This is a genomic window from Xanthomonas sp. WHRI 6108, from assembly GCF_040202385.2.
Lineage (GTDB): Bacteria > Pseudomonadota > Gammaproteobacteria > Xanthomonadales > Xanthomonadaceae > Xanthomonas > Xanthomonas arboricola.
The window spans coordinates 4,298,084-4,309,590 of sequence record NZ_CP168198.1 but is presented as its reverse complement, the minus strand read 5'-3'; the positions used below and the strand labels follow the sequence as shown (position 1 = coordinate 4,309,590).

The window sequence follows — 11,507 nt, the reverse complement described above, 5'->3', positions numbered from 1 at the left end:
GCTCTTGGCTGCTGCACGGGTGGGGCGCTGGGGCCTATTGCCGCCGCCGATAGGTGGTCGACCGGACCATGCCTGCACGACGGAGTGAGGTGGAAACAGCGTCTGCGTTGCTGATCCGAGCTGGCGAATGCGGCCAGCGCCGGCATCGTCGCATCGGTAGGATGCGGCACAATCGGGCTCCCTCGGCTTTGCATCGCCTGCATGCGCTACCCCGCTCTCGATCTGCTGCGTGGCCTCGCCATTGTCTGGGTGATGCTGTTCCATTCCTTCGTGGTCGGCGGTCTGGGGCCGGACTGGGCGTGGTTGTCGCGCTACGGCTGGATGGGCGTGGACCTGTTCTTCGTCCTGAGCGGCTTTCTGATCGGCACGCAGGTGCTGAGGCCGCTGGCGCGCGGGCAACGCCTGGACTTCAAGGAGTTCTATCTGCGCCGCGCGTTTCGCATCCTGCCGGCGTTCTTGCTGGTGCTGGTGATCTACATGGCGTGGCCGGACTTTCGCGAGTCGCCCGGGCTGGCGCCGTGGTGGATGTTCGTCACCTTCACCCTGAACCTGTTCGTCGACTACGGCCGTGACGCCGCGTTCTCGCACGCCTGGTCGTTGTGCGTGGAGGAACATTTCTATCTGGTGTTTCCGTTGCTGGCGACGCTGCTGCTGCGTCGGCCCTCGGCCGCACGCTTTGGCGTGCTCTGCGTGCTGGTCGTGGTTGCAGGCATCGCGCTGCGTGCCGGCATCTGGTGGCACAACACCGCCCTGGACAGCGCTGGCGTCGGTCTGCAGCGCAACTGGTTTATCGAAGACATCTACTACCCGACCTGGAACCGTCTGGATGGTCTGCTGGCCGGTGTCGTGCTGGCGGTGCTGAAGGTGTTTCGCCCCATGACGTGGCAACGGCTGCAGCAGCACGGCAACGCCATTCTGTGTGCCGGCGTGGCGATTCTGGCACTGGCACTGTGGCTGTTCCGCGAGCGCATCGGCCTGCTCGGCAATGCGGTGGGCTGGCCGGTGCTGTCGCTGGGGCTGGCTTTGCTGGTGCTCGCCGGCACCGCCAGCAGAGGTGTGCTTGGCGGTTTGCGCGTGCCGGGCGCGGCATGGCTGGCGGCCATCTCCTACAGCCTGTATCTGACCCACAAGGCCGTCTTCCATCTCACCCAGGGCTGGTTCGGCCCGGCGCTGGAGGGGCGGGGCGTGCTGGCATTTGCGGTGTATGGCCTGGTGGCAGTGCTGGGTGGCGCGCTGTTGCACTATGCGGTGGAGCGCCCGTTCCTGCAACTGCGCGACAGGACGCTGCGGCCAAGCGCGCGGCCGTTGGCTGCCGCCGATCGCGGCTGACCGGGTAAAGCAAAACGCCGCGCAATGCACGGCGTTTTCGTCATCCCTGGCGGTGCGCCGGTTGCAGCGCCGCACCCAGCTTGGATGCGGCGCAATCTGCCAACGCGCCGACCAACCCACCATCGGATCGCGACGCGACCGAGGCATTGGCGTTGGAGGCCACCGTCACTGCGCGTCGCGCGCCACCTGGAAACCGGCGAACGACTGCGTGACCGGCATGATTTCCAGCCGATTGATGTTCAGATGCGCCGGCAGGCTGGCGACGTAGAAGATCTGCTCGGCGATGTCCTCGGCGGTCATCGGGGTGGCGCCGCGGTACAGCGTGTCGGAGGCGGCCTGGTTGCCGCCGGTGCGCACCAGGGTGAATTCGGTTTCGGCCATGCCCGGTTCGATCGAGGTCACGCGTACGCCGGTGCCGTGCAGGTCCGCGCGCAGGCCCAGCGAAAACTGCTGCACGAACGCCTTGGTGCCGCCGTACACGTTGCCGCCGGTGTAGGGGTAGGTCGCCGCGACCGAGGCGATGTTGATGATGGCGCCGCGGCGTGCGATCAGCGCCGGCAGCAGGCGGTGGGTGAGGGTGACCAGCGCGGTCACATTGGTGTCGATCATCTGCTGCCACTGGGTCAGGTCGGCCTGTTGTGCAGGCGCGGTGCCCAGCGCCAGCCCGGCGTTGTTGACCAGCACATCGATGTCGGCAAACTCGGCCGGCAATGCGTCGATCGCTGCCGACAGGGCCTGCGCATCGCGCATGTCGAAGGCTGCGGTGTGCACCTGGCCGGCAGGCAGCTCGGCCGCCAACGCATCCAGGCGCTCGGCGCGGCGGCCGGTGGCGATGATCTTCCAGCCGGCGGCGGCAAAACGGCGCACGGCGGCGCTGCCGAATCCGGAGGTGGCACCGGTGATCAGAACAGTCTTGGACATGGGGGATAACTCCTGCGAACGAGGGGGTCAGGCAAAGGGATCAGGGGGTCGTGGCAGCGCCGGGTGCGTGGGCCTGGGCACGGCGCGCGCGCAGCTCGGCCTCACTGAGCGGCTCGCGCGTCACTACGCGGCCTTGTTGCACCTGCAGGAGCAGATACGGTGCTTCTGCGGTGCCGGGTGCGGTGTCGCCGGCGCTCGCGGCGGTTGGCAGGGCGATCACCAACTCACCGTCGATCCAGTCCGCGGCGACCGGGGCAGTTCGTCCGGGGAACAACACCTCGAGCGGTAACGCCGGCGGCGCGGTGTCGCAGGCACCGATGACGATGCGATCCAGCAGCACTTGCGTCTGCTCCACGCGCCAATCGGCCTGGTAGCCGCGCCAGTTTGCACTGCAACTGCCCAGCGCCGGCCGCGCATGCGCCACGAACCGTTGCCAGGTGGCCTGGTCGTCCAGCACCCGCGCCAATGGCTCGGCCAGCAGCACCGCGTCCTGCCCGTCGATCCGGATGCGGTCGGGAATCTGCTCGGTGGCGTGCGCCGCGCCGATCAGTCCCCACCACAACCACAGGCCGGCGGTGCGCTGCAGCACGGCGGCTACTGCGCCTTGATCGCAATGGCGGGCAAGCCGCTACCGGTCAGTTTCTGCTTGGCTTCTGCCAGTTCGCTGGCGCTGCCGTACGGCCCCATGCGCACGCGGTAGACGGTCTTGCCGCTGATGTCGGCCGACTCCACGCGTGCGGCCAGGCCCATCATCGCCAGCTTGGCCTTGGTCGATTCGGCATCGCCGGAGGCGCCGAACGAGCCGGCCTGCAGGATGTAGCGGGTGTTGTCGGTCACTGCAGAGGCAGCTGCCGGGGTGGCAGCTGCTGCTGTCGCTGCCGGCTTCGGCGCAGCGGTTGCAGCCGGCGTGCTCAGTGCCGCAGTGCTGGCCGGGGCCGGGGTGGCGGCCGGGCGTGCCGGGGCGGTCTCGGCCAATGGCTTCGGCGCGCTGGCGGCCGTTTCGGTCAACGGGACCGGCACGCTGGCGGCCGGCGTGGCTGCCGCCACACTCGCACCCGGTGCCGGCGCGACCGGCTTGCCTTCCAATGCGGCGCGCGCACGTGCAGCTTCCTCGGCGCGCGCACTGGCCGCCAGTTCGGCATCGGACATCTGCACTTCCTTGCCGGGCAGCAAGGTATAGAAGTCGTACTGGGTCTGCGCATCGCCCGGCTTGGCCTGCGGCTTGGGCGGTTGCGCGCTGGGCTTGGGCAGCTCGGCCGGCGTATCCACGTCGGCATCGGCCACCGGCTCGGGCTGTGCGTCGGGGTTGGCGCGCGGGCCTACGCGCAGGAAGCCGTCGCCGTCCTTCTTGAACAGGTTGGGCGCGGCCAGAAAGATCACTGCCGCAATCGCAGCGCCCGCCACCAACCACACCCAACCGGGGGTGCCATTGCTGGTGTTGCGTCGCGCCTGACTCTTACCGCGTCGTGCTGCCATCTACCACTTCTCCGAATCACGTCGTTGCGGGCCATGCGGCCCGGCTTACATCTTTTCTGGGGCGCTGACGCCAAGCAGTTCCAGGCCGTTGGCGAGCACCTGTTGCGTGGCGACGGCGAGGGTGAGCTTGGCGTCGCGCTCTGCGGCATCGTCCACCAGCAGTTTGGTGTTGTGATACCACGTGTGGAAGGCGTGCGCCAATTCACGCAGGTATTGCGCGATCTGGTACGGCTCCAGCGTCTGCCCGGCGATTTCCACCACCTCCGCATAGCGCGACAGCTCGACCATGACGTTGAGCGAATGCTCGTCGTCCAGGCGCGCCAGCTCGGCCAGTCCATGCGCCTGCTCGTACTTGTAGCCCTTCTCCTGCGCCTGCCGCAGCACGCTGCAGACGCGGGCATGTGCGTACTGCACGTAGAACACCGGGTTGTCGTTGCTCTGCTGACGGGCCAGGTCGATGTCGAAGGTGAGCTGCGAATCGGGCTTGCGCGCGATCAGGAACCAGCGCACCGCATCGGCGCTGGTTTCCTCGATCAGATCGCGCAGGGTGACGTAGCTGCCGGCACGCTTGGACAGTTTCACTTCCTCGCCGCCGCGCATCACCGTGACCATCTGGTGCAGCACGTACTCCGGCCAGCCTTGCGGGATGCCCAGTTCCAGCGCCTGCAGGCCGGCGCGCACGCGCGTCAGCGAGCCGTGGTGATCGGCCCCCAGCTCGGTGATCGCGCGCTCGTAGCCGCGCTGCCACTTGGTCAGGTGATAGGCCACGTCCGGCACGAAGTAGGTGTAGGTGCCGTCGGACTTGCGCATCACCCGGTCCTTGTCGTCGCCGAAGTCGGTGGACTTCAACCACAACGCACCGCCTTCCTCGTAGGTATGGCCGGAGGCGATCAGCTTCTGCACCGCTTCTTCGACCTTGCCATCCTTGTACAGCGAGCTTTCCAGGAAATAGATATCGAAATCGACGCGGAACGCGGCCAGGTCGTGGTTCTGCTCGTTACGCAGGTAGGCCACGGCGAAGCGGCGGATCGCGTCGAAGTCGGCAGGGTCCTTGCCGCCGGTGACCAGGTGGCCTTCCAGGTCGACGGTGTCGCCGGCCAGGTAGGCGGTGGCCACATCAGCGATGTAGTCGCCGCGGTAGCCGTTCTCCGGCCAGCCGTCGCTGTCGGGGGTGAGCCCCTGCGCGCGCGCCTGCACCGACAGGGCCAGGTTCTCGATCTGCACGCCGGCATCGTTGTAGTAGAACTCGCGCTTGACGTTCCAGCCGTTGGCATCGAGCACGCGCGCCAGGCTGTCGCCGATCGCCGCGGCGCGGCCGTGGCCGACGTGCAGCGGGCCGGTCGGGTTGGCCGAGACGTATTCCACGCCCACCGAGCGGCCGTTGCCGGCCAGCCCGCGGCCGTAGTCGTGGCCCTGCTTGAGCACATGCGCCACTTCGCGCTGGTAGGCGGTGGGGGCGAGATGGAAGTTGATGAAGCCCGGGCCGGCGATCTCCACCTTGGCCACGTCGTCGCTGGCCGGCAATGCCGCGACCAGCGCCTGGGCCAACGCGCGCGGGTTGCTGCGCGCCGGCTTGGCCAGCAGCATCGCAGCATTGGTGGCGAAGTCGCCGTGCTCGCGCGTCTTGGGCCGCTCGACCACAAAATCCGGCGGCAGGGTGTCGGCAGGCAGGGTACCGTTGGCGCGCAAGGCTTCAATGCCTTGGCCGATCAGTGCGCGGAGTTGGGCTTTCACGTGGGATCTGCTTGGAACGAAACCACCGATTTTACCCGACCGCGCGCCCCGGGGTCGGGCCGACGGTTCAGGTCACCGCCGCGCGCTCATCCCAGCCAGCCGCGCTCGGCCAGCGAGACCGGACGCCCGTCGCCGATCACGAAGTGGTCCAGCAGGCGGATATCCACCAGCTCAAACGCATCCAGCAGGCGCCGGGTGACCGCGCGGTCGGCCTCGGACGGCTCCGGATTGCCTGAAGGGTGGTTGTGCCCGACGATCACCGCTGCGGCATTGTGCAGTAGCGCCCGCCGCACCACTTCGCGCGTGTGGATGTCGGCCCCGTCGATGGTACCGGTGAACACTTCCTCGAAGGCGATGGCGTGATGGCGGGTGTCCAGGTACAGCACCGCGAACACCTCGTAGGGGCGCGCACGCAGCCGCTGCGAAAAGTAGCGGCCGACGCTGGGCGGGTCGCTGAGCGCGTCGCCGCGTTCCAGTGCGCTCAGCAGGTGGCGGTGCGCCAGTTCCAGCGCCGCACTGAGCTTGCAGGCCGAGGCCGGACCCAGGCCGGGCAGGCGCGCCAGGGCGGGCGCCGTGTGATCCAGCAGCACGCGCAGCGGGCCGTGGCGCAGCAGCAGATTGCGTCCGGTCTGGACGGCGTCCTGGCCGCGCAGGCCGGAGCCGACAAAGATCGCCAGCAGCTCGGCATCGGACAGGGCAGGCGCCCCGCGCGCCAGCAGTTTCTCGCGCGGGCGTTCGTGGGTGGGCCAGTCGTGAATGTGCATATGGCGAGATTGCCGGTGCTCATCGCTCACGCCTATCAGGCCGGACGGGGGCATCGGCTAATCTAGTTGTCCTTGTAACCGTAGGACGACTCCGACGTGATCGGCTCCACTCAGGCCCGCCCCCTGGACGGACAGCGCTTGCTGCTGTGCGTCGGCGGAGGCATTGCCGCTTACAAATCGCTCGAACTGGTCCGTCGCCTGCGCGACGCCGGTGCGCAGGTGCAGGTCGCCATGACCAGCGGCGCGCAACAATTCATCACCCCGCTCAGCTTCCAGGCACTGTCCGGGCAGCCCACCCGCACCACGTTGTGGGACAGCGCCGCCGAGCAGGCGATGGGACATATCGAACTGGCGCGCTGGGCCGATCAGGTGATCGTCGCCCCGGCCACCGCCGACCTGCTGGCGCGGCTGGCGCACGGCCTGGCCGACGATCTGGTCAGCACGCTGTGCCTGGCCACCACCGCGCCGCTGACCGTGGCCCCGGCAATGAACCACCGCATGTGGCTGCACCCGGCCACGCAGGCGAACGTGGCGACCCTGTCCGCGCGCGGCGTGCGCGTGGTCGGTCCCGAGGACGGCCCGCTGGCCGAAGGCGAGTCCGGCCCCGGCCGGCTGGCCGAGCCGGCGGCGATCATCGCCGCCCTGGCCGGCGGTGCCGGCAGCGCCGCGCCACTCGCCTCCAAGGCTGCTGCCGCCCCGGCGTTCGTGCCCAGCAGCGCGCAACTGGACGGTCTGCGCATCGTGATCAGCGCCGGCCCCACCTTCGAGGACCTGGACCCGGTGCGCTACGTGGGCAACCGCAGCAGCGGCAAGATGGGCTATGCCCTGGCCGCTGCCGCCGCCAGCCAGGGCGCCGACGTGGTACTGGTCAGCGGCCCGGTGCACCAGACCACCCCGGCCGGGGTGCGGCGGATCGACGTGCGCTCGGCTGCGCAGATGCGCGATGCGGTGCTGGGTGCGTTCCCGGCCGACATCTACATCGGCGCCGCCGCAGTGGCCGACTACACCCCCAAGCGGGTGGTCGCGCAGAAGATCAAGAAGACCGGCGAGACGCTGACCCTGGAACTGGTGCGCACCCCGGACATCCTGGCCGAGGTCGCCGCGCAGACCGGCGCGCTGAAGCTGGTGGTCGGCTTTGCCGCCGAAACGCACGACGTGGAGCATTACGCGCGTGGCAAGCTGGCCGCCAAGCGGCTGGACCTGATCATCGCCAACCAGGTGGGGATCGAGGGCGGCGGCTTCGAAAGCGACAACAACGCCGCCACCGCCTACTGGCAGGGCGGCGAGCGCGCCTTCCCCAGCAGCAGCAAGACCGAATTGGCCGACCAGCTGTTGGCCCTGATCGCGGAGAGATTGCAGGCATGAGCACCCCGACCCAGTCCCTGCAGGTGAAGCTGCTCGACCCGCGCTTTGGCGATCTGTGGCCGCTGCCGGCCTACGCCACCGACGCCAGCGCCGGCATGGACCTGCGCGCCGCGCTGGAAGCGCCGATGACGCTGGAACCGGGCGATGCGGCGCTGATTCCCAGCGGCATCGCCATCCATCTGGCCGACCCGCAGCTGTGCGCGGTGATCCTGCCGCGCTCGGGCCTGGGCCATCGCCACGGCATCGTGCTCGGCAACGGCACCGGGCTCATCGATGCCGATTACCAGGGGCCGCTGCTGATCAGCACCTGGAATCGCGGCCGTGAGGCCTTCACCATTGAGCCGGGCGACCGCATCGCACAGCTGGTGATCCTGCCGATCGTGCGCGTGGGCTTGCAAGTGGTGGATACTTTCGTCGACAGCGCGCGGGGAGCGGGTGGATTCGGCCACACCGGCGTGCGCTGACGGGGGACGTCACATGAGCAAGGCGAACGAGCGCAGGCAGTCGATGTCCAGCGTGCGTACGAGTGGTCCGGTGTTGGGGGGGGTGTTGGTGCTGCTGGCTGCCTGGTTCGGCTGGAGCAGCTACACGCAATGGCGCCAGGATGCGGTTGCGCAGGAGCTGGAACAGGCGCGCGACCGCGCCGTACAGGACATCAGCCGGGCCATGGCCCAGCAGGCCAGCCAGCTCGACGCCGTGCTCAAGCAGCCACAGGTCATCGCCGCGTTGGCCAATGGCGACGCGCTGGCGGCCGCTTCGAGCATCCGCGAGCGCTTCAAGGGCGCCGAGGATGTGCAGGTCCTGTCCGGCGACCTCGCTGCCGCCTACGACAATCCCAAGGACTTCGGCTACGCGCGGCTGAGCCTGCTCGAGTCGGCACTGGTGGCCGAGCGTGCGCAGGTGCACGTGGTGCGCGATGCCAAGCAGGTCCGTCTCGGCGTAGCGGCAGCGGTGCGCCTGGGCGCGCAACCGGCGGTGGCGTACGCGCGGCTGCCGTTGTTACGTCTGACCGGCCCGCTGGATGCGATCGCAGTGCCCGGCAGCGCGTACCTGGCCTTGCGCCAGGGCAGCTACAACGTTGCCCAGCAGGGCGATCTGGTGCTGGCCGATGCTGCCGAGACTTTGGCCAGGCCCCTGGGTAACAGCGGCCTGCGCGTGGCCGCCGCGGTACCACAACGCGATGACGGCCCGCTGGGTCTGGGCGCCGTGGGCTGTGCGATCGTGGCCGCGTTGCTGCTCGTCATCGCCGTGCTGTTGGTGCTGGCCAGCCGTGGCCGCGTCGCCTTGCCGCGTCGCCGCGTGTCCGGCGAGCCGACCGCCGACGAACCCACCTTCAGCCAGAGCCTGCAGCACGACGCCAGCCTCGCCAGCCAGGCGCGCGCGCTGGAGGCAGATGCGCCGCCCGCGCCGCCGGCGCTGGTACCGGCCGTGCAGGTCGCCAGCGAGATGTTCCGCGCCTACGACATCCGTGGCGTGGTCGGCAAGGATCTCAATCCCGGCGTCGCCGCGTTGATCGGCCAGGCCATCGGCAGCGTGATGCAGGCGCAGGGCCTGCGCGAGGTGGTGGTCGGCCGCGATGGGCGGCTATCGGGTCCGGAGCTCGCCAATGGCCTGATCGACGGCCTGCGCCGCGCCGGCTGCCAGGTGATCGACATCGGCCTGGCGCCCACTCCAGTGGTGTATTTCGGCGCCTACGAACTGCGCGCCGGCAGCTGCGTGGCGGTCACCGGCAGCCACAATCCGCCCGACTACAACGGCTTCAAGATCGTGATCGGTGGCGAGACCCTGTCCGGGGCGGCGATCGCCGAACTGCACCAGCGCATCAACGAAGGCCGCCTGCATACCGCGGCAACGCCTGGCGATCTGGAACAGCGCGACATCAGTGACGCCTACATCCAGCGCATCGCCGACGACGTGCAGCTGGACCGCCCGATCAAGGTGGTGGTGGATGCCGGCAACGGCGTGGCCGGCGATATCGCGCCGCGCCTGCTGGAAGCGATCGGCGCCGAGGTCATCCCGCTGTACTGCGAGATCGACGGCACCTTCCCCAATCATCATCCCGACCCGAGCGAGCCGCACAACCTCGACGACCTGGTCAAGATGGTGCAGCGCTTCGATGCCGATATCGGCGTGGCCTTCGATGGCGATGCCGATCGTCTGGGCGTGGTCACCAAGCAGGGTGCCATGGTGTTCCCGGACCGTCTGCTGATGCTGTTCGCCGCCGATGTGCTGCAGCGCAATCCCGGCGCGCTGGTGATCTACGACGTCAAGTGCACCGGCAAGTTGTCCGATCACGTGCTGCGCAACGGCGGCAGCCCGTTGATGTGGAAGACCGGGCATTCGTTGATCAAGGCCAAGATGCGCGAGACCGACGCCGAACTGGCCGGCGAGATGAGCGGGCACTTCTTCTTCAAGGAGCGCTGGTACGGCTTCGACGACGGCATCTATGCGGCCGCACGCCTGCTGGAAATCCTGGCCCAGCGCGAGGAAACCCCGTCGGAGGTGTTGGACGCCCTGCCCGAAAGCGTGTCCACCCCGGAAATCAAGGTGCCGGTGGACGGCGATGCGCACGCACTGGTCGCGCGCTTTGTCGAGCGTGCGCAGGCTGGCGAGGAATCGCCGTTCGAATCGGCGCGGCTGTCGACGATCGACGGGCTGCGTGCGGACTTCGCCGACGGCTGGGGCCTGGTGCGTGCCTCCAACACCACGCCGATCCTGGTGCTGCGCTTCGAGGCCGATACCGAAGACGCACTGCAGCGGATTCGCGGATTGTTCCGCAGCCAGTTGCAGGCCCTGCTGCCGGATCATCCACTGGAATTTTGACCGGCCGGTACGTCCCGGGCGACTGCCCTGCCGGCTTACCGCCAGGGCAGGTCGCGTCGCCACAGCTGCCGACCACACCGTGCTCGGCGCTGGCAGATGCAGGCCATCACCGCAGCGCGCGGCCCGCTCCGACAGGCGTAGGCGGTCGACATCAGGCGTCGCCCGAACAGACGCCGCTCGACGTCAGACGTTGAGCGAGCAGGCGCCGCTGGACGTCAAATGTTGATCGAGCAGGCGCCGCTCGCACAGATATCCCGCAAGGCTGACAGGCGAAGACGCGGGTCGGTCTTTCCGGCTCAAGCCAGACGAATGCACGCGATCACGGTCACCTGCGTCCCGGACCCGGCATGCGTGCGCGATCATCTGGCGCTGCAATCGCGGCGCCGTGTGCAGCGTGGTCGTGCAACAGCCAGACCGCATCCCAGTATGGATATCCGCCGATCTGCGCGGCCAGCCCTGCGCGTACTGGCAACGCCACCAGCGCGCGCGCGAACTGTCGGTGGTCCTCAGTCGGCGCAAGCGCCGATGCCTGCATCTGCGGCTGCCACACCGTCCCGCCACGGCCGCGCGCGCGATTGACCGCCTCGGCAGCCGCCTGTCGTGCGACCCAAGCCAGTTGCAGCAGCGCAGCCTTGCCCGGCGCCTGCAACAGCGCGCACCAACTGTCCGGCAGCAGCACCCAGCACAGCAACTGTGCACCCTGCCAATGACCGGCCGCCGCAAGGCTGGCCGCTGCCGCCCGCGCGCAACGCCAGTCGGCAAACAACGGCACCTGCTGATGCGTGTACAGCCGCAGGTGCCAATGCGCCGCAAGCGGCGCCGACCCGGACAACGGACGATGGAGGAGCGCGCTGGACATAGGCACAGCATGCCGATGAGCAAACAGCCGCGGCATCGGCCACGCGCCTCATTCCAGGTCGGTAACCAGCGCATCGCGACGTACGAAAAAACGCGTTGACCGCAGCTAGCGAGCCCCTGACGTTATCCACCGAAAGCAGAGTCAATGCAGCACGCTCAATCAGCCCAGCTACGCAACCAGCATCGCCTCAAAGCCCGGAAACGTGGAGCAGGAGTGCCGCACTTACGAATCCCCAA

At 68.6% G+C, this 11,507-nt stretch carries 10 protein-coding genes; 4 read left to right on the top strand and 6 right to left on the bottom strand.

Features of this window, described 5'->3' with window-relative positions; translation table 11 throughout:
• Positions 1-201: 201 nt before the first annotated feature.
• The gene (locus tag ABQ039_RS18125) at positions 202-1,329 is read left to right on the top strand and encodes an acyltransferase (RefSeq protein WP_349778487.1); all 1,128 of its coding nucleotides are present in this window, start codon (positions 202-204) and stop codon (positions 1,327-1,329) included.
• A 165-nt stretch (positions 1,330-1,494) separates the two neighbouring features.
• On the opposite strand, the gene ABQ039_RS18120 is transcribed toward ABQ039_RS18125, so the two are convergent.
• The 5 genes from ABQ039_RS18120 to radC form a co-directional block, all read right to left on the bottom strand.
• Positions 1,495-2,250: an SDR family NAD(P)-dependent oxidoreductase gene (locus ABQ039_RS18120; RefSeq protein ID WP_016901972.1), complete on the bottom strand. Its 756-nt coding sequence runs from the start codon at positions 2,248-2,250 to the stop codon at positions 1,495-1,497.
• 40 nt (positions 2,251-2,290) lie between these two features.
• The gene (locus tag ABQ039_RS18115; RefSeq protein WP_349778486.1) at positions 2,291-2,839 is read right to left on the bottom strand and encodes a hypothetical protein; all 549 of its coding nucleotides are present in this window, start codon (positions 2,837-2,839) and stop codon (positions 2,291-2,293) included.
• Between the two features lie 5 nt (positions 2,840-2,844).
• Positions 2,845-3,726 (bottom strand): SPOR domain-containing protein, encoded by an 882-nt coding sequence (locus ABQ039_RS18110; protein ID WP_039524849.1) that lies wholly within the window; start codon positions 3,724-3,726, stop codon positions 2,845-2,847.
• Positions 3,727-3,771: 45 nt separating this feature from the next.
• A complete protein-coding gene (gene argS, locus ABQ039_RS18105; protein ID WP_016901969.1) occupies positions 3,772-5,460 on the bottom strand; it encodes an arginine--tRNA ligase in 1,689 nt (562 codons plus the stop codon).
• A gap of 86 nt (positions 5,461-5,546) precedes the next feature.
• Entirely contained in the window at positions 5,547-6,224 is a 678-nt protein-coding gene (gene radC, locus ABQ039_RS18100) for a DNA repair protein RadC (protein WP_049818219.1), read from the bottom strand.
• A gap of 96 nt (positions 6,225-6,320) precedes the next feature.
• Here radC and coaBC point away from each other — a divergent pair, with 96 nt between their 5' ends.
• From coaBC to ABQ039_RS18085, 3 genes are read left to right on the top strand one after another with little or no spacing between them, the layout of a single operon-like run.
• Positions 6,321-7,589 (top strand): bifunctional phosphopantothenoylcysteine decarboxylase/phosphopantothenate--cysteine ligase CoaBC, encoded by a 1,269-nt coding sequence (coaBC, locus tag ABQ039_RS18095; protein WP_046344810.1) that lies wholly within the window; start codon positions 6,321-6,323, stop codon positions 7,587-7,589.
• Positions 7,586-8,053: a dUTP diphosphatase gene (gene dut, locus ABQ039_RS18090; RefSeq protein WP_016901966.1), complete on the top strand. Its 468-nt coding sequence runs from the start codon at positions 7,586-7,588 to the stop codon at positions 8,051-8,053. The genes coaBC and dut overlap by 4 nt, the downstream gene beginning before the upstream one ends.
• Positions 8,054-8,066: 13 nt before the next feature.
• A complete protein-coding gene (locus tag ABQ039_RS18085) occupies positions 8,067-10,412 on the top strand; it encodes a phosphomannomutase/phosphoglucomutase (protein WP_349778485.1) in 2,346 nt (781 codons plus the stop codon).
• A gap of 325 nt (positions 10,413-10,737) precedes the next feature.
• Here ABQ039_RS18085 and ABQ039_RS18080 read toward each other — a convergent pair whose 3' ends face one another.
• Positions 10,738-11,271, bottom strand: coding sequence for a hypothetical protein (locus ABQ039_RS18080; RefSeq protein WP_374057820.1), 534 nt, complete (start codon positions 11,269-11,271; stop codon positions 10,738-10,740).
• Positions 11,272-11,507: the final 236 nt, after the last annotated feature.

What these genes read in the sequence shown, in the direction of transcription:
- ABQ039_RS18125 (WP_349778487.1), top strand. Translation starts at nt 202, where the DNA reads ATGCGCTACCCCGCTCTCGATCTGCTGCGTGGCCTCGCCATTGTCTGG.
- ABQ039_RS18085 (WP_349778485.1), top strand. Translation starts at nt 8,067, where the DNA reads ATGAGCAAGGCGAACGAGCGCAGGCAGTCGATGTCCAGCGTGCGTACG.
- ABQ039_RS18120 (WP_016901972.1), bottom strand. Translation starts at nt 2,250, where the DNA reads ATGTCCAAGACTGTTCTGATCACCGGTGCCACCTCCGGATTCGGCAGC.
- ABQ039_RS18080 (WP_374057820.1), bottom strand. Translation starts at nt 11,271, where the DNA reads ATGTCCAGCGCGCTCCTCCATCGTCCGTTGTCCGGGTCGGCGCCGCTT.
- ABQ039_RS18110 (WP_039524849.1), bottom strand. Translation starts at nt 3,726, where the DNA reads ATGGCAGCACGACGCGGTAAGAGTCAGGCGCGACGCAACACCAGCAAT.
- radC (WP_049818219.1), bottom strand. Translation starts at nt 6,224, where the DNA reads ATGCACATTCACGACTGGCCCACCCACGAACGCCCGCGCGAGAAACTG.
- dut (WP_016901966.1), top strand. Translation starts at nt 7,586, where the DNA reads ATGAGCACCCCGACCCAGTCCCTGCAGGTGAAGCTGCTCGACCCGCGC.